Source organism: Micromonospora sp. NPDC049081 (assembly GCF_040648835.1).
Lineage (GTDB): Bacteria > Actinomycetota > Actinomycetes > Mycobacteriales > Micromonosporaceae > Micromonospora > Micromonospora antibiotica.
This window is the reverse complement of record NZ_JBEZEK010000017.1, coordinates 58,699-79,558: the sequence shown is the minus strand read 5'-3', so window position 1 is coordinate 79,558 and position 20,860 is coordinate 58,699. Positions and strand designations below refer to the sequence as shown.

The window sequence follows — 20,860 nt, the reverse complement described above, 5'->3', positions numbered from 1 at the left end:
GTCGTCGACGGCGACAGGCCCCGCCCACCCTGAGGTGGACGGGGCCTGTCGGGCCGACCGGTGGGTCAGCCCTTCTTCTCGATCTGCCCGCGCATCGTGACGAACTCGGACTTCAGGTCGGCGGCCGACTTGTAGTACTGCACGATCAGGCCGACGCTGCCCCGGTCGGCCCAGATGCAGACGCCCAGCGGGACACCCTCGCTCTTGCCGTCGCCGCACTTGGCGTCGCCGCCGAGCGGGCCGGCGTCGACAGCTGCCATGTTGGTGACGTTCAGCTGGGTGGCGATGCCGGTGACGGCGTCGTTCAGCTCCTTCTTCGGGTCGGCCATCACGCCGGACGCGGCGGCGATCATCAGCAGGTCCCGCTTGGCCGGGTCGCCGTAGAAGGCACCTGCGGTGCTCGTCTCGTTCTGCACGGACTTCTTCATCTCGGTGACCAGCCCGTCGGCGACCGCCTTCAGCGCCGGCTCGGTGACCTGCGGGCGGCCGGCCAGGGTGGCCGGGGCGGTGACCGTCGTGTTGACGGCGTCCACGGCCTCCTTGACGTCGTCCTTGAGGGCGAAGGCGGCGATGGCGGCACCACCGAGGCAGAGCACCAGCAGTACGGCCAGCACGATCAGGACGATCTTGACAGGGGACCGCTTCTTGGCCGGTGGCGCGGGCGGCCCGGCGTACGGCGGCGTGCCGACGGTGTCCGGCTGCGGCGGTGGCGGGTAGCCGCCCTGGGGCGTACCGCCGTCCGGCTGGGAGGCGTGCGGACCGGTCGGGGGCTGGGACATGAGGTCGACTCCAGAACGTCGTGGGTAAGGCCGGATGATCTTAGCCAGAGGGTCGGACAACCCTGGCCCCGCTCCACCGGCCCGTTCCGACCCGGCCCGTCGGGCGGTCGGCGCGTTTCGGGACAGGTCGATGCGGGCGGCGGGGTACGGCGCGCGGGGCGGACCCGGGCGCGCGGAGTCACCGGTCCCACGTGGGACCGGTGACCGTGACCGTCGTCGCGCGGATCAGTCCCGCTTCTCGATCTGCCCCCGGATGGAGACGAACTCGGACTTCGCCTTGCTGGCCGAGGAGAAGTACATGACGATCATGCCGACGCTGCCGTGGTCGGCCCAGACACAGACGCCGAGCGCGATGCCGGACGCCTTGCCGTCCCCGCACTTCGCGACCCCACCCAGCGGACCCGGGTCGATGGTCGACATCTTGGTGACCGCAAGCGAGCTGCCCAGTCCCTTGACCGCGTCGTCCAGCTCCTGCTCGGGGAGGATGACCGGGCCCGACGCGCCGGCCATCATCACCATGTTCCTGCTGGCCGCGCTGCCGTAGAACGCGCTCACCGCCCCGGTCTCGTTGCGGACCTCGGACTTCATGTCGCGGACCATCTGGTCGGCGATCCGGCGCAGCTCCGGGTCGGTGCTCTTGGACCGGCCACCGAGGGCCGTCGGGGTCACCAGCCGGATCGGGCCCGGGTCGTCGGCGCTCTCGGTGGGGGTCGGCTCGGGAGTCTCGCTGTCGGTCTCGACGGGGGTGGGGCTCGGGGTGGGCGACGTGACCGCGGTGGGCGTCGGCGACGGGGTCGGCGTCTTCGGGTCGTCGTCGCTGAGGGCGACCCAGGTGAGACCGCCGCCGCCGAGGCAGAGCACCAGTAGGCCGGCGAGCCCGAGCGTGAGCAGCAGCGGCAGCTTCGACCGCTGCGGCGCGGGTCCGTGCGGCAATCCCGGCGGAGCGCTGTACGGCGCACCGCCGAAGCCGGCGTACTGCGGCGCGGCGGGCTCCGGGTAGCCGCCGGGCCGGGGCGCACCCGGGTACCCCGGCTGCGGGCCGGGATAGCCGGGCTGCGGGGTGCCCTGGTAGCCGGGCTGCGGGGCGGCCGGGTAGCCGGACTGCGGCGCACCGGGATAGCCGGCGGGCGGGCCGGACTGCGGCGCACCTGGGTAGCCGGCGGGCGGGCCGGACTGCGGCATGCCGGGGTAGCCGGCGGGCGGGCCGGACTGCGGGGTGGCGGGGTAGCCGGACGAGGGGGCGCCGGGCGGGCCGGAGTGTGGGGGCGTGGGGTAGCCGCCCTGCGCCGGGTCGGGCTGCGACCAGCCGCCGTACTGCGGACCGGGATAGGAGTCGGCCGGGGGAGCTGACTGCGGGTCGGGCCAGCCGCCGGACTGCGGGGTCGCTGCTCCCGGGTACGGCGTGGTGGGCCAGCCGCCACCCGGTGGCGGGGTGTGCGGACCCTCGGGCGGGGCGGGCGGGCCGTCGGACGGAGGCGGGTAGTGACCGGTGGGCGAGCCGTGCTCCGGCTGCCCGGACCAGGGATCGACCGGCGGTGTGGTCATCAGATCAGCTCCAGGCGAGGGTGAGAACGCGTGATCGTAGCCAGACGGAGCCCGGCCCCGCAGCCCCCCGAGTCTGACGAGGGTACGCAAATGACGATCGCGGTGGCCACGATAGCCCGGGGGGAGGACATCGTCGGCCACCGCGATCGCGGGGGAGCGGGGATGGTTCAGGCGCGCAGGCTGGCGACCCCGCGCGGCAGGAAACGCTGCCCGGTGACCCGCTCGGAGGTGCCGGTCCGGTCCAGGTACGGGGTGACCCCGCCCAGGTGGAACGGCCAGCCCGCACCGAGGATCATGCACAGGTCGATGTCCTGCGCCTCGGCGACGACACCCTCGTCGAGCATCAGCCGGATCTCCTGCGCCAGCGCGTCGAGCGCGTTCTGCCGGACCTGCTCGCCGCTGAGCGGCTGGTCGCCGACGACGAGCAGCTTGGCCACCTCGTCGTTGATCCGGTCCTCGACGACGATCGGCTGACCCGACTCGGCGATCCGGCGGAGGTTCTCGCTGACGTCGAACCGGTCCGGGTACGCCGCGTGCAGGGTGCCGCCCACGTGGTACGCCACGGCCGGCCCGACCAGCTGGAGCAGGGCGAGCGGACGCATGGGCAGCCCCAGCGGGTCCAGCGCGCTGTCCGCCACGTCGAGCGGGGTGCCCGCGTCGACGGCGGCGAACACGGTGCCCAGGAAGCGGGTGAGCAGCCGGTTGACCACGAACGCCGGGGCGTCGGAGACCAGCACCGACGACTTCTTCAACTGCTTGCCCACGGCGAACGCGGTGGCCAGGGTGGCGTCGTCGGTCCGCTCGCCCCGGACGATCTCCAGCAGCGGCAGCACCGCGACCGGGTTGAAGAAGTGGAAGCCGACCACCCGCTGCGGGTGCTCCAGCTCGGCCGCCATCGCGGTGATCGACAGCGACGAGGTGTTGGTGGCGAGCACCGCCTCCGGGGAGACGATCTTCTCCAGCTCGGCCCAGACCTGCTTCTTGACGTCCAGGTCCTCGAAGACGGCCTCGATGACGAAGTCGGCGTCGGCGAAGACGGACTTGTCGACCGAGCCGGAGACCAGGCCGTACAGCTTGGCGGCGGTGCCCTTGTCCATCCGGCCCTTGCTGACGGCCTTCTCGATCTGGGTGTGCACGTAGCCGACGCCCTTGTCGACCCGGGACTGGTCCAGGTCGGTCAGCACGACCGGCACCTGGAGGCGGCGGGCGAACAGCAGCGCGAGCTGGCTGGCCATCAGGCCGGCGCCGACGATGCCGACCTTGGTGACCGGCCGGGCCAGGGCCTTGTCCGGTGCGCCGGCCGGCCGCTTGGCCCGCCGCTGCACCAGGTCGAAGGCGTACAGACCGCTGCGCAGTTCCTCGGAGAAGATCAGGTCGGCCAGTGCCTCGTCCTCGGCGGCGGTGCCGGTGGCGAAGTCGGCGTCCTTGGCCGTCTCCAGCAGGTCCAGCGCCTTGTACGCGGCCGGGACCGCGCCGTGCAACCGCTGGTCGAGGGTCTGCCGGGCGAAGTACAGCACACCCGCCCACATGTCCTTGTCGACCTCGGGTCGGGTGACGGTGACCGCGCCCCGGACCACCCCGGCGGCCCATTCCAGCGACCGTTCGAGGAAGTCGGCCGGCTCCAGCAGCACGTCCGCGATGCCCATCTCGGCGGCCTGCTTCGGCTTGAGCATCTTGTTCTGCATCAGCGGGTTCTGCAGGATCACCTGGGTGGCGGCGGGGATGCCGATCAGATTGGGCAGCAGTTGGGTGCCGCCCCAACCGGGGATCAGGCCGAGGGAGACCTCGGGCAGGGCCAACGCCGCCGCGCCGCCGGACAGCGTCCGGTAGTGGCAGTGCAGGGCCAGTTCCAGGCCGCCGCCCATCGCCGCGCCGTTGACGAAGGCGAAGGTCGGCACCGCGCTGTCCTTGAGCCGGGCGAAGACCCGGTGGCCGAGCCGGCCGATCTCCAGCGCCTGCTCCCGGTCCGCCAAGGCCGGCAGGCTGGTGATGTTCGCGCCGACGCAGAAGATGTACGGCTTGCCGGTGACCGCGATGAACGCCGGGTCGGCGGCCAGCGCGGCGCTGATCGCCTCGTCGAGGCTGGCCAGGCCCCCCGGGCCGAAGGTGTTCGGCTTGGTGTGGTCGAGACCGTTGTCCAGGGTGATCAGGGCGGCGGGCCGGTCCAGCCCGGGCACGGTCACCTGACGCAGCAGCGCCCGGGTGACGACCTCGTTCGGTGCGCTGAGGCTCATTTGTCTGCACCCTCCCAGTTCGGGTTCTCCCAGATGACCGTGCCGCCCATGCCGATGCCGATGCACATGGCGGTGAGGCCGTAGCGCACCTCGGGGTGCTCGGCGAACTGCCGGGCGAGCTGCGTCATCAGCCGTACGCCGGAGGAGGCGAGCGGGTGGCCGATGGCGATCGCGCCGCCCCACGGGTTGACCCGGGGGTCGTCGTCGGCGATGCCGAAGTGGTCGAGGAAGGCGAGCACCTGCACGGCGAACGCCTCGTTCAGTTCGAACAGGCCGATGTCGTCGATGCTCAGGCCGGCGATGCGCAGCGCCTTCTCGGTCGACGGGATCGGGCCGACGCCCATCACCTCGGGCTCGACGCCGACGTAGCCGTACGACACCAGCCGCATGGCGACCGGCAGGCCCAGCTCGCGGGCGGTGGCCTCGTCGGCGAGCAGGCTGGCGGTGGCGCCGTCGTTGAGCCCGGCGGCGTTGCCGGCGGTGACCTTGCCGTGCGGGCGGAACGGGGTCTTCAGGGTGGCCAGCTTTTCCAGCGAGGTCTCCCGGGGCGCCTCGTCGACGGTGGCCAGGCCCCAGCCGCCGTCAGCGTCGCGGATCGCGACCGGCACCAGGTCGTCCTGGAGCTTGCCGTCGGCGTACGCCTTGGCGGTCTTGAGCTGCGAGGCGAGCGCGAACGCGTCGGTGCGCTCCTTGGTGACGTGCGGGACCCGGTCGTGCAGGTTCTCGGCGGTGGCCCCCATCACCAGGGCGGACGGGTCGACCAGCTTCTCGGCGATGATCCGCGGGTTGGGGTCGACGCCCTCGCCCATCGGGTGCCGGCCCATGTGCTCGACGCCACCGGCGATGGCGATGTCGTAGGCGCCCATCGCGATGCCACCGGCGACGGCGGTCACGGCGGTCATCGCGCCGGCGCACATCCGGTCGACGGAGAAGCCGGGGACGGTCTTGGGCAGGCCGGACAGCAGGGCGGCGGTGCGGCCGATGGTGAGGCCCTGGTCACCGATCTGGGTGGTGGCGGCGACGGCCACCTCCTCGACCCGCTCCGGGGGCAGCTGCGGGTTGCGGCGCAGCAGTTCGCGGATGCAGCGGATCACCAGGTCGTCGGCGCGGGTGTTGGCGTACATGCCACCCGCCTTGCCGAACGGGGTGCGGACACCGTCGACAAAGACGACATCCCGAACTTCTCGGGGCACTTGGAGCCTCCTCTTCGACCACGATCCGGCGTCGTGCCGCCGGACGGCGGCACGCGCCGAACGAGGGTCGGCCGGCACTGGCGTTTGCCCCGAATGCTACTAGCCAGTAACCATGGGCGTCACCACCCCGGGTGTGGCCCACCCCACACCCCGACCGGTCGGGTCAGGGGGTGGGCAGGAGGGCCTCGGCGAGCGCGGGGAGCAGGAGGTCGAGCTGCCACTGCCGGGCACCGTAACCACGCAGGGTCTCCGTGACGGTGTCCACCGTGATCTCGTCGGGCGGCTGCCAGGCCAGCCGCCGCACCGAGTCGGGGGTGATCAGGTTCTCCGGCGGGAGCCGGTGCTCACCGGCGACGCGTACCACCAGCTCGCGGCAGCGGGCCAGCCGCCCGGCGGCCACCGGGTCCCGCTCCGCCCACCGGTGCGGCGGGGGCGGCCCCTCCACCGTCGGGGTGACCGGCAGCGCGTCCTCCGCCAGTTGCCGGGCCTCGTCGAGGGCGACCAGCCAGGTGCGGGCCAGCCGGCGCACCGACCGCCCCCCGAAACCGGGCAGGGTCAGCAGGGTCTTCTCGTCCTTCGGGTCCAGCTCGGCGGCGGCGATGATCGCCGAGTCGGGCAGCACCCGACCGGGCGCGGCGTCGCGTCGGACGGCGATCTGGTCCCGGGCGTACCACAGGGCCCGGACCCGGGCCTGCGCCCGCGACCCGCGCACCCGGTGGATGCCGGAGGTCCGCCGCCACGGCTCCGCCCGCACCCGGGGCGGCCGGGTGGCCCAGGTGATCAGCGCGGCGAACTCCTCCGCCGCCCACGGCGACTTGCCCTGCGCGTGCAGCTCGGCGTCCAGCGCGTCGCGCAGGTCGACGAGCATCTCGACGTCCAGCGCGGCGTACGTCAGCCACGACTCGGGCAGCGGCCGGGTGGACCAGTCCGCCGCCGAATGGTGCTTCTCCAGCGTGTAGCCGAGCAGCTGCTCGGTCAGCGCGGCCAGGCCGACCCGTTCGAAACCGGCCAGCCGGGCGGCCAGCTCGGTGTCGAACAGCCGGCGCGGACGCAACCCCACCTCGGCCAGGCAGGCGAGGTCCTGGCTGGCGGCGTGCAGCACCCACTCGGTGTCACCGATGGCCTCGTCGAGGGTGGACAGGTCGGGCAGCGGCAGCGGGTCGATCAGCGTGGTGCCGGCACCCTCGCGGCGCAGCTGCACCAGGTAGGCCCGCTGGCTGTAGCGGTAGCCGGAGGCGCGTTCGGCGTCCAGGGCCACCGGGCCGGTGCCCGCCGCGAAGCGGGCCACGACCTCGTCCAGCTCAGCCGGGGTCGCCACCGGTTGGGGGGTGCCGTCGCGGGGTGCGGTCAGCGGAACGGGCCCGCCGGTGGGCTGCTCGGTGCCCGCGTCCGCCGGCTCCGCGACGGCCGGGGGCGGAACGTCTGCCGTGCGGCTTTCGGCGGCCCGACGGCGCAGGGGTGGTTCGTCGGTCACCTGACAACCCTAGTGCGCCCGGCGATGTGGTGTGCGCAGCCGGTCCGGTGTGTGTCGTCCCGGTGTCCGGCAGAGGTCCGGACGGTACGGACACCGACCTCGCGCCGGGGACGTTCCCGGCCGCCCGGGACGTCCCTGTCGTGTCCAGGACATCTACTTGCGGCTCGGGCGTGTCGCGCGGTCCTACGGTCAGGCCGCGCCGGCCGGCCGGCGCTCGGAGAGCGCGGTGACCCCGGGCGGCGGCAACCCCGCGGTGGAGGCGAGCAGGGCGCACCAGGCCGACAGATGCGCGGCGAGGTCCTCACCCAGTGGCGTCCAGGACGCCCGGATCTCGACGTCCCCGGCGGCGGGCGGGCCGGCCAGCTCGCCGAACCGGGTCGAGACGGTCTGGGTGACCGTGCCGCCGGCCGCCCGGTGCCGCGCCTCGTGCGCCTCCAGGGCGTCGGTGAGCCAGGTCCAGCCCACCCCCGGCAGCAGCGGATCGGCGGCCAGGTCCACCTCCAGCTCGGCGGTCACATAGGTGACCAGCCGCAGGGTGCCCTGCCAGGCGTCGTGCCCGGCCGGGTCGTGCAGCAGGATCAACCGGCCGTCGGCCACCTCGTCGTCGTCGCGCAGCACGGTGGCGGAGAGGGCGAACGCGTACGGCGCGAGCCGCTGCGGCGCACCGACCTCCTCCAGGACGATCTCCGCCCGGGGAGTGACCGACCGCAGGCCGGCGACCGCGCGGGCGAACGTCTCCGGGAGCGCGATCGGGGGGGCCATGACCGGAGCTTATGCCGACGCGCCGCCGCCCGCTGGGACGGCACGCCGAAGCAGCCACCGACGGCGGTGTCCCGTCGCCGACCGCGCGTCCGGGGGGTCAGCCGGCACCGTCTGCCGGGGGGCGGACCGGGCCCCGGATCACCGCCGCCGGGCCCGACCGGGGGCGCGGGTCACAAAAGGCGGCGCTGCCCGCCGCGTCCCCACGGGTGCGTGGCACGATTGCCCCGATGACCACCGACACCACGGGCACCGCCGCCCGAGACGGAGAATCCCGCCGCAGCGGGCCGGCCGACTCGCCCTTCGTCCGGGCCTGCCGCCGGGAACCCGTCGGGCACACCCCGGTCTGGTTCATGCGCCAGGCCGGCCGGTCCCTGCCGGAGTACCGGAAGATCCGGGCCAACGTGGGGATGCTCGACTCCTGCCGCCGGCCGGACCTGGTCGCCGAGATCACCCTCCAGCCGGTCCGCCGGCACGGCGTCGACGCGGCCATCCTGTTCAGCGACATCGTCGTCCCGGTCGCCGCGGCCGGCGTGGACCTGGACATCGTCGCCGGCACCGGGCCGGTGGTGGCCGAGCCGGTCCGCACCGCCGCCGACGTCGAGCGGGTCCGCCGCATCGACCGAGCCGACGTGTCCTACGTGGACGAAGCCGTCCGGCTGCTCGTCGCCGAGCTGGGCGACACCCCGCTGATCGGCTTCGCGGGCGCCCCGTTCACCCTGGCCAGCTACCTGGTCGAGGGCGGGCCGTCGCGTACCCACGCCAAAACCAAGGCGATGATGTACGGCCAGCCCGAGCTGTGGCACGCGCTCTGCGCCCGGCTCGCCGAGGTCACCCTGGCGTTCCTGCAGGTGCAGATCGACGCCGGGGTCTCCGCCGTGCAGCTCTTCGACTCCTGGGCCGGCGCGCTGTCGGAGGCCGACTACCGCCGCTTCGTCCTGCCGCACTCCACCACCGTGCTGTCCGGCCTGGCCGACGCGGGGGTCCCCCGGATCCACTTCGGGGTGGGCACCGCCGAACTGCTCGGCGCGATGGGGGAGGCCGGGGCCGACGTGGTCGGCGTCGACTGGCGTACCCCGCTGGACGTGGCGACCCACCGGATCGGGCCGGAGCGCGCCGTGCAGGGCAACCTCGACCCGACCGTGCTGTTCGCCCCCTGGCCGGTGATCGAGGCCGAGGTGCGGCGGATCGTCGAGCAGGGCCGGGCCGCCCCCGGCCACGTGTTCAACCTCGGTCACGGCGTGCTGCCGGAGACCGACCCCGAGGTGCTGACCCGGGTGGTCGCGCTGGTGCACGAGGTGTCCGCGCGCCGGGCCGAGCAGGGCTGACCCGTGGGAGCGCGACCGTGGCGGGTGGCGGTGGTCGGTGGCGGCATCACCGGCCTGGCCGCCGCGCTGCGGCTGCGCGACCGTGCCCCCGCCGACACCGAGATCACCGTGTACGAGCAGTCCGGCGCGCTCGGTGGCAAGCTGCGCACCGGTGAGCTGGCCGGCCGCCCGGTGGAGTTCGGCGCGGAGTCGTTCCTGATGCGGGACCCGGCCGGGGGCGAGTCCGCAGCGGTGGCCCTGGCCCGCCGGCTCGGCCTGGCCGGGCGGATCGTGCACCCCACCGTCGGGCAGGCGGCGCTCGTCGTCGACGGCGGGCTGCGCCCGATCCCCGGCGGCACGCTGGTCGGCGTACCCGGGGACCTGGCGGCGGTGGTGGCGGTGGCCGAGCCCACGGCGGACGCCGACCGCGACGGCGGCCGGCCGCTGCTCGGCGCGGACCAGGACGTCTCGGTCGGCGCGCTGGTCCGGGCCCGGTTCGGTGCGCAGGTGGTGCAGCGGCTGGTCGACCCGATGCTCGGCGGCGTCTACGCCGGTCGGGCCGACGACCTGTCGCTGGTCACCACCATGCCGGCGCTGGCCCGCGCGGCGCGGGTGGAACACACCCTGGTCGGGGCGGTCCGGGCCGCGCAGGCCGCCGCGCCCCGCGCCCCTGGCGCACCGGTCTTCGGCACCCTAGCCGGCGGGCTCAGCACCCTGGTCGAGGCGGCGGCCACGGCCAGCGGGGCGACGATCCGCCGGCACGCGGCGGTCCGCGAGCTGACCCCGGTCGGCGACGGCTGGCGGCTCACCGTCGGCCCGACCCGCGACCCGGAACTGGTCGAGGCGGACGCGGTGCTGCTCACCGTCCCGGCCCGGCCGGCCGCCCGGCTGCTCGCCGGGTTCGCCGAGGCGCAGGCGGCGACCGTCGGCGGGCTGAACTACGCCAGCGTCGCGCTGGTCACCCTGGCCCTGCCCCGGCCGGGGCTGCCCCCGCTCTCCGGCTTCCTGGTGCCGGCCACCGAGGGGCTGCTGATCAAGGCGTCGACCTTCTTCACCACCAAATGGGGGCACCTGGCCGCGCCGGACGGGTTGGCCCTGGTCCGCGCCTCCGTCGGCCGGTACGGCGAGGAGACCTCCCTCCAGCTCACCGACGACGACCTGCTCGCCACCGTGCACCGGGAGTTGACCCGGGTGCTCGGGGTGGCGTTGCCCGTGCCGGTCGCCGGTCACGTGCAGCGCTGGGGTGGCGCGCTGCCCCAGTACCCGCCCGGCCACACCGGGCGGGTGGCCGCCGTCCGGGCGGCGCTGCGCGCGTCGCACCCCACCCTGGCGGTGGCCGGGGCGGGTTTCGACGGGGTCGGCATCCCGGTCTGCGTGCGCTCCGGCGAGGACGCGGCCGGGGAGATCATCGAAGCACTGGAAGGATCGGGGCCATGACCGAGCAGACGACCGAGCAGACCAACGCGGCCCGACTCAAGGAACTCAACGCCACCGTCCGTTACACCATGTGGTCGGTCTACCGGGCCACCGGCACCCTGCCGGCGCTGCGGGAGAACGTCACCGGCGAGGTGGAGTCCCTCTTCGAGGAGCTGGCCGGCAAGGACGTGGTGGTCCGGGGCATGTACGACGTGGCCGGGCTGCGCGCCGACGCGGACGTGATGATCTGGTGGCACTCGTCGTCCAGCGACGCCCTCCAGGACGCCTACCTGCGGTTGCGTCGGACCACTCTGGGGCGGGCGTTGACCCCGGTGTGGTCGCAGTTGGCGCTGCACCGGCCGGCGGAGTTCAACAAGAGCCACATCCCGGCGTTCCTCGCCGACGAGGCACCCCGCCCCTACCTGTGCGTCTACCCGTTCGTCCGGTCCTACGAGTGGTACCTGCTGCCGGACGCCGAGCGGCGGGAGCTGCTGGCCGAGCACGGCAAGATGGCGCGCGGCTACCCGGACGTACGGGCCAACACGGTGGCGTCGTTCGCCCTGGGCGACTACGAGTGGATGCTGGCCTTCGAGGCCGACGAGCTGCACCGGATCGTCGACCTGATGCGGGACCTGCGGGCCTCCGGGGCCCGTCGGCACGTCCGCGAGGAGGTCCCGTTCTACACCGGCCGCCGTCGCTCCGTCGCCGACATCGTCAACTGCCTGGTCTGACACCGCCCTGCCCCGCCCGGTCGGGTCGCGGTGCCCCGGCGGTCAAGATCGTGCCCGATCATGGAAATAGTGGCCTCCCGCCGCGCGGGAGGCCACTATTTCCATGTTGTTGCGTGTGCTGTGCTGTGCCGACCGGTCAGACGGTCGCGGTGCAGACCGGGGTGGGGCTGGCGCCGCTGCCGGAGGCGAGGAAGCCGAAGGTGGTCTTCCCCCCGGCGGCCAACGCGCCGTTGTAGTTGACGTTGCGGGCCGTCACCGTCGAACCGCTGCTGGCCAACGTGGCGTTCCACGCCTGGCTGACCTGCTGGCCCCCGGAGTACGTCCAGTTCACCGTCCAACCCTTGATCGCCGAGGACCCGGCGGTCACGTCCACCTCACCCTGGAACCCGCCGTTCCAGGTGGAGGTCACCCGGTAGGTGGCGGTGCAGCCACCGGTCGCCGGCGGCGGGGTGGTCGGCGGGGCCGTGGTGGGCGGCGGCGTGGTCGGCGGGGCCGTGGTGGGCGGCGGGGTGGTCGGCGGCGCGGTGGTGGGCGGCGGGGTGGTCGGGTTGTTGCCGCCACCGAAGTCGACGTCACTGCACAGGTAGTACGACTGGTCCAGGTGGCTGGCCTGCCACACGGTGTAGACGATGTGCCGGCCGGTACGGCCGGCCGCGTTCACCGGGACTTGGATCGACACGCCACCGGTGTCCTTGTCCCACTGGGAGGCCGGCGTGTTGCCGATCTGCCCGGCCAGCTCCAGGTTGCTCCAGCCCAGTGGGGTGGTCAACGCGTTGAAGCCCTGCTTGGTCACGTAGACCCGGATGTAGTCGGCCCCGTGGCTGGCCTGGTCGAAGAACTTCAGCCGGAAGCTGTTCGCCACCGACGTGGTCTTCCAGGCGCCGAGGGTGTCCAGGGCGTTGTAGCGGCCGTTCTGGGTGCGGCCGCCGCTGCACAGCTGGCCGTTCGGGATGGCGCCCTGGTGGTTGCCGGCGACACCCTCCCGGAACAGGCCGTTCCAGTTCCACATGGCCTGCGGGTCGGCCTGCCAGGCCTGCCAGCACATCGGGTCCTCGGTGGCCATGCGCGGGTTCTGGAACTCGGCACCCCAGCGCTCCCAGCAGCTGTAGGCGCGGAACCCGGGGTTCACCACCGCGCCGTGCGCGGAGGCCGAGTTGGCCAGGGCGGTGGTGAGCAACAGCGCGATGATCGCGCCGATGGTGAGCAGCGACCCCGCGAGCGCGGTGGGTCGTCTGCGTAGGACGGTGGACATGGAGCCTCCGAGGTGAAGGGGTCGGTCGAACGACGCCCGGACGGCCGGGAGTTGCCCCTCCCATGCCTGCTGTGCGGCTCCCACGACGGCTCTATCCCGCAGGCTTGCACAGGAAAGCGGTATCCGTCAATGTTTCGGACGGCTCGACCAGGCGGCACCCCGGGTGGGCCGGTCAGCTCTCCCGGCGCATCGGCAGGTGCGGGATGCCGTCCTCGACGTACTGCGGTCCGGTCACCGTGAAACCGTGCCCGGCGTAGAACCCCGCCAGGTGGGCCTGCGCCTCCAGCACGCACGGCCGGTCACCGACCAGCCGCAGGGCCTCGGTCATCAGCCGGCCGGCGAGCCCGCCGCCCCGGGCCGCCGGGTCCACCACCACCCGACCGATCCGCGTCACGTCACCCGGGTCGACCAGCATCCGCAGATACGCCAGGACGACGCCGTCGTGGGCCAGCCAGAGGTGCCGGGTGCCGGGTTCGACGTCGCGACCGTCCAGCTCCGGGTACGGGCAGCGCTGCTCCACCACGAACACGTCGACGCGCAGCCGCAGCAGGTCGTGGAAGGTGCGCGCGTCCAACTCGGCGAACGTGGCGACGTGGACGTCGACGGTCTGAGGTGCCATCCCGCGATGCTAGGCGGCCCCGCCCGACACCGCTCTGCTGCCCTGCCCGCGACGCTGACGCCCTGTGGCCGGCTGCTCTGCTGCCCTGCCCGCGACGCTGAGGCCCCGTGGCCGGCTGCTCTGCTGCCCTCCCCGCGACGCGGCTGCCCCTGTGGCCGGTTGTTCTACCGCCGGTTGGTGCGCCGTGCCTCGTCGCCCGGTCGGTTCGCGTCGGACGCCGGGTCGCGTCGGACGCCGGATCGCGATGGGTCAGGCCGGGCGGGCACCGACCGCGTCGCGGATCTCGGCACCCAGGGCCTCCACCGCGCGGGCGCAGTGCGCGCAGCAGAAGAACCGGCCGCCGACCTCCACGCCGTGCCCGATGATCTTCACCTGGCAGTGTTCGCAGATCGGCGCGAGCTTGTGTGCCGCGCACTCGAAGCTGTCGAAGGTGTGCACGTCACCGCTGACCGTACGCACCTCGAACGCCATCCAGTAGTCGTTGCCGCAGACCTCGCAGGTAGCCATCTGTCGTACCCCCCGAATCGGACATCTGCCCCAAGCGTGCCTTGTGGGAACGCCTGAAGGGGGCAAATGCCCTGAATTCGGTCGGGTTGGACGGCGTGTCGGGGTCAGCTCTGCGTCGGCTCCAGTCGGATCGAGACCGAGTTCACGCAGTGCCGGGTGTCCTTCGGGGTGAAACCCTCGCCATGGAAGACGTGCCCCAGGTGGCTGTCGCAGCGGGCACAGCGGATCTCGGTGCGGACCATGCCGAGGCTGCGGTCCTGGATCTCCTTGACCCGGCCCGGGATGGCGTCGTCGAAGCTCGGCCAGCCGCAGTGCGAATCGAACTTGGTGTCACTGGAGAACAACTCCAGCCCGCAGGCCCGGCAGTGGTAGACGCCTGCGGTCTTGGTGTCGACGTACTCGCCCGTGAAGGGGCGCTCGGTGCCGGCCTCGCGCAACACCCGGAACTCCTCCGGGGTCAACCGGACCCGCCACTCGTCCTCGGTGCGGGGCAGCTCTTTCTCGTCAGGACTCACCGGTCAACCGTACGTCGGATGTCGGGGGCATCGCATATGGTCGCGCCATGGCGGGCAGCGCGAAGGCGACCGAGGTCGAGGTGGCCGGGCACACCGTCCGGCTGAGCAGTCCGGATCGGGTGATCTTCCCGGGGCGTGGGTTCACCAAGGCCGACGTCTTCCACTACTACGTCGCGGTGGGCGACGGCATCATGCGCGCCCTGCGGGACCGGCCGACCACCCTGCAACGCTTCCCCGACGGGGTCGAGGGGGAGGCGTTCTACTCCAAGCGGGTGCCCACCCGTGGGGTGCCGCCGTGGGTGCAGACCGTCGGGATCACCTTTCCCAGCGGGCGCGGGGCCGACGAGTTGCGCCCCACCGACCTCGCCCACGTCGCCTGGGCCGCGCAGATGGGCACCGTGGTGTTCCACCCCTGGCCGGTCCGGGCCGCCGCCGTCGACCACCCCGACGAGCTGCGGGTGGATCTCGACCCGCAGCCCGGCACCGACTTCGCCGACGCGGCCACCGCCGCCGCCGAGCTGCGCGGCATCCTCGCCGAGCTGGGCATCACCGGCTGGCCGAAGACCTCCGGCGGTCGGGGGCTGCACGTCTACCTGCGCATCGCCCCGCGTTGGACGTTCACCGAGGTCCGCCGGGCCACCATCGCGCTGGCCCGGGAGCTGGAACGACGTCGTCCCGACCTCGTCACCACCGCCTGGTGGAAGGAGGAGCGCGGGCAGCGGGTCTTCGTCGACTACAACCAGATGGCCCGGGACCGCACCATCGCCTGCGCGTACTCGCTGCGGGCCAACGCGCGGGCCACCGTTTCGACCCCGGTCACCTGGGACGAGTTGCCCGACGTCGACCCGGACGACTTCGACCTGAAAACGGTGCCGGTCCGGCTGGCCGAGCGGGGCGACCCGCACGGGGGCATCGACGACGACGCGGTCGACATCACGCCCCTGCTCGACTGGGCCGAGCGGGACGCCGGGCACGGCCTGGGCGACCTGCCCTACCCGCCCGACCATCCGAAGATGCCCGGCGAACCGAAACGGGTGCAGCCGAGCCGGGCGAAGCGCCCGGCCGACGACACCGCCGAGTGAAAGCCGCCGACCCACCGACGGAAATCGGAATGCCGGCGGCGACGGTGGTACGGGCTGTCCGCCGGTAATCCGAAATCAGTTGCGCGGCATGCCACTCCCACGCGTGAAAATGGCATTCCTCCAGACTCTTTCCGGTACTGATGATTGCGCTCGGCTGGTCGTCGCGCCTACGGTCGAATATGAAAGGTAGGATGCGCGGAAGTCGGCTGCACTCATGTGACCAGGGAATATGCCCTCGCTGTGGAGTGTCCGGTCGGCTGCTGCCCGGCGGCGACATTCGATTCGCCGGTCAGCGGCTCCGATTCATCCGACCGGACGCGGGCACCGGACAGGGGAATCACCATGGCGGCCACGACGAGAAGAACGCAGCGGATCGGTGGGACGCCGCGCCGGCATTCCGTGATCCTCGAATACCTCAAGATCCTGCCAGCCGTACTCACCGGGGTGGCGGCGGTCCTCGTCGCCCTCACCGGACTACTGACCCTGCTCGTCAGATAGTTTCCGGCAGGCGGTCGGCCGGGCGGTCCGTAGCCGGTTCCGGTTCCGGGATCGCGGCCCCGGCTCGACGCCCGTCGCCCGGCCGGGACGTGTTCGCGGCCCGGGTTGACGGTCGGGCCGTCCAGGCGAGGAAACGGTCGAACAGTTCCGCCGGGGACGGGGCCGGGTGCGGATTGAGTCGCACCAGATCGGCGGTGGCCTCGAACAACTGGCTGGCCATGTAGATCGACAGTGCCACCCGGTCCCGTCGGTACTCCCTGGTCAGGAGCAGTCGGGCGGGCTGGCACGGCCAGGGCGCGGCGCACGTGCGGCACCGCCACAGCGGGCGCATCGGCGGATGCCCGCCCACGGGCCGCCGCTGCCGATCATGAACAGGCGAAACGTTCTTTGGCATACCCGATACAGTGACCGGGCTCTTGACCCGAGTCAAGAGTCCGGGGCAACTGTTTAGCGTCCGCCGTATGGAGCTGGTGGGTGCGCACGAGATCCGCGTGATGCTGGGCGGCATCAGCAAGCAGCGGGTCTACGTGATCACCAGTCACCGGAACTTCCCTGATCCGGTGGCCGACCTGATGCAGGGCAAGGTGTGGCGGAAGGTCGACGTCGAGGCGTGGATCCGCGAGCACCGGCCGGAGCTGACCAAGGACTGACTAGGCTCGGGCCGATGACCAGCCACATCCGCCGGGCCACCGCCCTCGACCTGCCCCGCGCGGCACGTACGCTCGCCGCCGCCTTCCACGACTACCCGTGGACGCGATGGTCGATCCCGGCCGACGACCACCCGCGTCGACTCGAAGAGCTGCAGGCCCTCTACCTGGGGCACGCCCTCGCGCACGGCGTGGTCCTCGTCACCGACGACGCTCAGGCGGTCGCCGCGTTCCTGCCGGGCGACGCGCCCGCGCCGGGGGAGGACCTCCAGGCGCGGATCGCGGAGCTGCACGGTGACCGGCTGGCGGCGCTCATGGCCGTCGAGCTGCCGGCGCGGCCACCCGGCGCGTGGGAACTCGCGACGTTGGGCGTCCACCCGGAGCGGCGCGGCGTCGGTCTCGGCTCCGCCGTCGCCGCCGCGGGGGTGACCCTCATCGACGAGTCCGGCGACCCGAACGGCATCGCGCTGGAAACCTCCGACGAGCGCAACGTCCGCCTCTACGAACGCCTCGGCTTCACGGTCACGGCACGCACCACGATCGAGGGCGGCCCCCTGGTCTGCTCCATGTACCGCCCGGCCCGGCGGACGCCGGTCCAGGGCTGACCCTGGCCGGGTCGGGCGGCGTCCCGGCCGGACCCGGTCGGCTCAGCGTCCGGCGGCGATCGCCTCGACCGCCTCCTTGGCGGTGCGCAGGTCCGTCCCGGTCGCCTCCCGGTAAGCCTTGATCGCCTTGATCTTCTCGCCCCGGGCCAGGTGCTCCCGCACCCCGGGCAGAGCCGGGCCCCGGTCCACGATGCCCAGGTGCTCCATGATCAGTCGCTGGCGACGCTCGATCTCCACCAGCCGAAACGAGCCGTCGCCCCGGCCGTCCCGGCGGGGGAGCTGCAACAGCAGCGCCAGCACGAGGGCGGTGCTCGACAGGATGAGGGCGATTTCCATGCCGCCGATCCCACCAGATCGACGCCGAACGGCCAACCCCGGCCCGGCCGGGCGGTGACCGGAGTAACGATCAAGTAACGGGTGCGAACCTTTACCGCCGGGTCGCCACTCTTGCTCTCCGTCGGCCCGACCCCGGGCCCCGGGGAGGCAACGGATGAAGCTGGTGTGGAGGCGGGCCCGCGAAGCGCGCGGGCTGCTGCTCGCGGCGGTGGCCGCCGCGCTGGTCGCGATCGCACTGGTCACCGGGCTGGCCGACTACAACCGGCGGGCCGTCGACGCCGGTCAACGCGCGCTGATCGCCGCCGCCCCCGTCGAGGAACGCAGCCTGCTGGTCAGCGGCTCCGGCGGGCGCGACCACACCGAGTTCACCAGCCGAGACCGGGCCGTGCGGGACGGCTTCCGGACCGCCCTCGGGAACGTCCCGGTGCGGGTCGCCGCCGCCCGCTACGGCACGGGGCGGGAACTCACCGGCGACCTCGGGCCGGGCACCCGTACCGGCAAGGAACCGGTCTTCGCCAGCCTGGCCACCCTGGACGTCCTGGTCGGCCACGCCGACCTCGTCGACGGCGACTGGCCCACCCCCGGAGCCGGCCCGCTCCAGGCCACCCTGCCGGAGAAGGTCGCCGGTGCGCTGGGACTGCGGACCGGCGACCGGGTGCCGATGCGCGACCGCAGCGCCGACCGGCGTACCGAGGTGGTGCTCTCCGGGACCTGGCGACCGCGCGACCCGGCCGACCCGTACTGGCGGCTCGCCCCCGGGCTCGGCGTCGCCCCGGACGCCGACGCCACGCACGGGCCGTTCGTGCTGGACCCGGCCGACTTCGACGCCACCTTCCCGGGCTCGGTCTCCGCATCCTGGGTGGTCGCGCCCGACCTGGCGGCCGTCGGGGCGGACCGGTTGCCGGCGCTGCGTCGGGCCGTCGCCACCGCCGCGACGGAGGTGCCCGAGGCGGCCGGGCTCGGCTCGTCGGCACAGGCGGTCACCACCCTCGACCGGCTGATCGACCGGATCAGCCGGGCCGACCTGGCCGGTCGCTCCGCGCTGGCCACCCCCCTGCTGCTGATCGTGGTCCTCGGCGGGTACGCGCTGGTGCTGATCGCCGCCCTGCTGAACGAGGACCGCCGGGCGCAGACCGCCCTGCTACGGGCCCGGGGTGCGGCCCGCCGGCAGCTCGCCGGCCTGGCCGCCCGGGAGGCGACCCTGGTGGTCGTCCCGGCGGCCCTGCTCGGGCCGCTGCTCGCCGGTGGGGTGCTGCGCCGGGTCGCCGCCGACGGCCCGGTCGACCTGGGCGGCGCCGTCGGCGGCGGCCGGTGGGTGTGGGTGGCGGCCGTCGCCACCGCCGTCGGTTGTCTCGTCGCCATGGTCGCCCCCACCCTGCGCGGCGCGGGCACCTACGTGGCCGACCTGGCCGCCCGGTCCCGCCCCGACCGGGTCGCCACGGTCAGCCGGGCCGGGCTCGACCTGGCCCTGGTGGCCTTCGCCGTGCTCGCCTGGGTGCAGCTGCGCCGCTACTCCTCGCCGCTGGCCGGGGCCGGCAACGACCTCGGCGTCGACCCGCTGCTGGTGGCCGCGCCGACCCTGGGGGTGCTGGCCGGGGCGGTGGTGGCGTTGCGGCTGCTCCCACCGGCCACCCGGTTCGCCGAACGATTCGTCGACCGGCGGCTGTGGACCGCGACCATCCTCGGCATGTGGCAGGCCGGCCGGCGTCCGCACGCCGGACCGGTGCTGCTGCTCGCCCTCGCCGTCGGCGGCAGCACCCTGGCCTGGTCGCTGGTCGCCACCGGGGAACGGTCCCAGGTCGACCAGGCCGACCACACCGTCGGCGCGGACCTGCGGCTGGTCGAGCGGAGCGGGATCGCCCCCGTCGACCGGGTCGCGACGCTCGCCGCCCTGCCCGGGGTCGACCGGGCGTTGCCGGTCTGGCGCGACGACATCCGGGTCGGCCGCGACGACCGGCAGGCCACCGTGCTGGGCCTGGACACCGCACACGCCGCCGAGGTGGGCAAGTTCAGCGACCGACTCGCCGACCGGCCCGCGCGGGAGCTGTTCGCACCGCTGACCGCCGCCCGGGGACCGGCCCTCGGGGTGCCGCTGCCGGCCGACGCCCGCAGCCTCACCGGGACCGTCCAGACCCCCGTCGACCAAGCCGTCGTTCCGCACCGGATCGCCGTGTCGGTGCTGCTCACCCGGGCCGACGGGGTGGCGTACCGGCTGCCGGTGGCGCGCACCGGCAGCGACGGGCGGGCCGTCGGGTTCCGCGTCACCCTGCCGGCCGTCGACGGGCTACGACTGGCCGGATTCGAGGCCGACGGCGGGGACGTGGCCGGCACCGGATACGCGCTCCAGGTGCGTGACCTGCGTACCGTCGGCCCGGACGCCCGGTCGACCGCCCTCGCCCTCACCGGCCGGTGGCGGGTCGTCGCCGCCGAGTCCACCGGGAACAGCACCGCCACCGCCGACGCCGCCGGACTGACCGCCACCCACCCGGTCGGGTTCCTCGACGGCGGCCGGTACGCCTACCAGCCGTCGTCCCGCTTCGCGGTGGTGCCGGACGGCCCGGACACCCCCGCACCGGCGCTGATGACCCCCGCCGTGCGGGCCGCGCTCAACGTCCGGCCCGGGGAGACCGTGGTGCTGGCCCTGTCCGGGGTCTCCCTGCCGGTGCGCCTGGTCGGGGAGGTGACCGCGCTGCCCGCCACCGCCGGTGACGGGGTGCTGCTCGACCTGCCGGCGGCCACCGACTGGCTGATCCGCAACTCCGGGACCGTCCGGACGGTGCCCGAGTGGTGGTTACGGGTCGACCCCGCCGCGCACGCCGAGGCGACCCAGGCCGCCGCCGCCCTGCCCGGGACGACGCTGCTGGACCGCCGGCAGGCCGCCGCCGTGGCCGCCGACGACCCGTACTGGCAGGGTGCCCGGACGGGGTTGCTGGCCGCCGCCCTCGGTTCGGTGCTGCTCGCCCTCGTCGGTCTGGTGGTGGACGTCTGGGCCACCGCCCGACACCGGACCGGTGAGTTCTCGGTCCTGCACACCCTCGGCGGGTCGCCCCGGCTGCTGGCCCGGGCGCTGCTCGCCGAGCAGACCTTCCTGGCCGGGATCGGCGTCGGTGTCGGGCTGCTGCTCGGCGCGGTGGTCGGGGCCACCATGGCGCCGCTGGTGGTGCTCACCCCGGCCGCCGGGCGTCCGGTGCCCGCACCGGTGTTCGCCCTGGCCTGGACCCCGATCGGGTGGACCGTGGCGGGGTTGCTGCTGGCCGCGCTGGCCGGCAGCGCGGCGATGGCCGCCGGGCTGCGGCGGCGGGTCGCCATCGCCCGGCTGCACACCGGGGGAGACCGGTGAGGGCGTCGACGACCCGACCGT

The 20,860-nt window shown here is 73.8% G+C and carries 20 protein-coding genes; 8 read left to right on the top strand and 12 right to left on the bottom strand.

What is annotated here, in order from left to right; genetic code table 11:
• Positions 1–65: 65 nt before the first annotated feature.
• The 6 genes from AB0B63_RS22800 to AB0B63_RS22775 all read right to left on the bottom strand — a co-directional run bounded on the left by AB0B63_RS22800 (position 66) and on the right by AB0B63_RS22775 (position 7,987).
• Complete coding sequence (locus AB0B63_RS22800; RefSeq protein WP_219468702.1) at positions 66–779, bottom strand: hypothetical protein; 714 nt, start codon at positions 777–779, stop codon at positions 66–68.
• A gap of 225 nt (positions 780–1,004) precedes the next feature.
• Positions 1,005–2,324, bottom strand: a complete 1,320-nt coding sequence (locus AB0B63_RS22795; protein ID WP_357021884.1) for a hypothetical protein — start codon at positions 2,322–2,324, stop codon at positions 1,005–1,007.
• Between the two features lie 167 nt (positions 2,325–2,491).
• Positions 2,492–4,558 (bottom strand): 3-hydroxyacyl-CoA dehydrogenase NAD-binding domain-containing protein, encoded by a 2,067-nt coding sequence (locus tag AB0B63_RS22790; RefSeq protein WP_357021880.1) that lies wholly within the window; start codon positions 4,556–4,558, stop codon positions 2,492–2,494.
• A complete protein-coding gene (locus AB0B63_RS22785; protein WP_357021877.1) occupies positions 4,555–5,751 on the bottom strand; it encodes a thiolase family protein in 1,197 nt (398 codons plus the stop codon). Before AB0B63_RS22785 ends, AB0B63_RS22790 begins: the two co-directional genes overlap by 4 nt.
• Before the next feature lie 163 nt (positions 5,752–5,914).
• Positions 5,915–7,225 (bottom strand): ribonuclease D, encoded by a 1,311-nt coding sequence (locus AB0B63_RS22780; RefSeq protein ID WP_357021874.1) that lies wholly within the window; start codon positions 7,223–7,225, stop codon positions 5,915–5,917.
• Positions 7,226–7,414: 189 nt separating this feature from the next.
• Entirely contained in the window at positions 7,415–7,987 is a 573-nt protein-coding gene (locus AB0B63_RS22775; RefSeq protein ID WP_208569517.1) for a DUF3000 domain-containing protein, read from the bottom strand.
• Positions 7,988–8,214: 227 nt separating this feature from the next.
• Here AB0B63_RS22775 and hemE point away from each other — a divergent pair, with 227 nt between their 5' ends.
• From hemE to hemQ, 3 genes are read left to right on the top strand one after another with little or no spacing between them, the layout of a single operon-like run.
• Positions 8,215–9,312: a uroporphyrinogen decarboxylase gene (hemE, locus tag AB0B63_RS22770; protein WP_357021871.1), complete on the top strand. Its 1,098-nt coding sequence runs from the start codon at positions 8,215–8,217 to the stop codon at positions 9,310–9,312.
• 3 nt (positions 9,313–9,315) lie between these two features.
• Entirely contained in the window at positions 9,316–10,728 is a 1,413-nt protein-coding gene (hemG, locus tag AB0B63_RS22765; RefSeq protein ID WP_357021868.1) for a protoporphyrinogen oxidase, read from the top strand.
• Positions 10,725–11,438 (top strand): hydrogen peroxide-dependent heme synthase, encoded by a 714-nt coding sequence (hemQ, locus tag AB0B63_RS22760; RefSeq protein ID WP_208569514.1) that lies wholly within the window; start codon positions 10,725–10,727, stop codon positions 11,436–11,438. Before hemG ends, hemQ begins: the two co-directional genes overlap by 4 nt.
• A gap of 136 nt (positions 11,439–11,574) precedes the next feature.
• Here hemQ and AB0B63_RS22755 read toward each other — a convergent pair whose 3' ends face one another.
• From AB0B63_RS22755 to msrB, 4 genes are all read right to left on the bottom strand, one after another.
• Positions 11,575–12,690, bottom strand: a complete 1,116-nt coding sequence (locus AB0B63_RS22755) for a lytic polysaccharide monooxygenase (RefSeq protein ID WP_208569513.1) — start codon at positions 12,688–12,690, stop codon at positions 11,575–11,577.
• 172 nt (positions 12,691–12,862) lie between these two features.
• Complete coding sequence (locus AB0B63_RS22750) at positions 12,863–13,309, bottom strand: GNAT family N-acetyltransferase (RefSeq protein ID WP_357021863.1); 447 nt, start codon at positions 13,307–13,309, stop codon at positions 12,863–12,865.
• 249 nt (positions 13,310–13,558) lie between these two features.
• Entirely contained in the window at positions 13,559–13,816 is a 258-nt protein-coding gene (locus AB0B63_RS22745; protein WP_088645482.1) for a Prokaryotic metallothionein, read from the bottom strand.
• 104 nt (positions 13,817–13,920) lie between these two features.
• The gene (msrB, locus tag AB0B63_RS22740; protein WP_219468733.1) at positions 13,921–14,331 is read right to left on the bottom strand and encodes a peptide-methionine (R)-S-oxide reductase MsrB; all 411 of its coding nucleotides are present in this window, start codon (positions 14,329–14,331) and stop codon (positions 13,921–13,923) included.
• Between the two features lie 47 nt (positions 14,332–14,378).
• Here msrB and ligD point away from each other — a divergent pair, with 47 nt between their 5' ends.
• Both ligD and AB0B63_RS22730 read left to right on the top strand, forming a co-directional pair.
• Positions 14,379–15,413 carry a non-homologous end-joining DNA ligase gene (ligD, locus tag AB0B63_RS22735; protein WP_357021859.1) on the top strand — a complete coding sequence of 345 codons (1,035 nt, stop codon included), beginning with the start codon at positions 14,379–14,381 and terminating at the stop codon, positions 15,411–15,413.
• 342 nt (positions 15,414–15,755) lie between these two features.
• Positions 15,756–15,911: a hypothetical protein gene (locus AB0B63_RS22730; protein WP_208569509.1), complete on the top strand. Its 156-nt coding sequence runs from the start codon at positions 15,756–15,758 to the stop codon at positions 15,909–15,911.
• Here AB0B63_RS22730 and AB0B63_RS22725 read toward each other — a convergent pair.
• A complete protein-coding gene (locus AB0B63_RS22725) occupies positions 15,904–16,149 on the bottom strand; it encodes a hypothetical protein (protein WP_357021855.1) in 246 nt (81 codons plus the stop codon). The two genes, AB0B63_RS22730 and AB0B63_RS22725, sit on opposite strands and share 8 nt — an antisense overlap.
• Before the next feature lie 223 nt (positions 16,150–16,372).
• Here AB0B63_RS22725 and AB0B63_RS22720 point away from each other — a divergent pair, with 223 nt between their 5' ends.
• A complete protein-coding gene (locus AB0B63_RS22720) occupies positions 16,373–16,561 on the top strand; it encodes a hypothetical protein (protein ID WP_357021853.1) in 189 nt (62 codons plus the stop codon).
• A 14-nt stretch (positions 16,562–16,575) separates the two neighbouring features.
• Positions 16,576–17,163 carry a GNAT family N-acetyltransferase gene (locus AB0B63_RS22715; protein ID WP_357021850.1) on the top strand — a complete coding sequence of 196 codons (588 nt, stop codon included), beginning with the start codon at positions 16,576–16,578 and terminating at the stop codon, positions 17,161–17,163.
• A 42-nt stretch (positions 17,164–17,205) separates the two neighbouring features.
• On the opposite strand, the gene AB0B63_RS22710 is transcribed toward AB0B63_RS22715, so the two are convergent.
• On the bottom strand, positions 17,206–17,499 hold the full coding sequence (locus AB0B63_RS22710) for a hypothetical protein (protein ID WP_208569506.1): 294 nt from the start codon (positions 17,497–17,499) through the stop codon (positions 17,206–17,208).
• Between the two features lie 154 nt (positions 17,500–17,653).
• Here AB0B63_RS22710 and AB0B63_RS22705 point away from each other — a divergent pair, with 154 nt between their 5' ends.
• Positions 17,654–20,839, top strand: a complete 3,186-nt coding sequence (locus AB0B63_RS22705) for an FtsX-like permease family protein (RefSeq protein ID WP_357021847.1) — start codon at positions 17,654–17,656, stop codon at positions 20,837–20,839.
• Positions 20,840–20,860 lie beyond the last annotated feature (21 nt).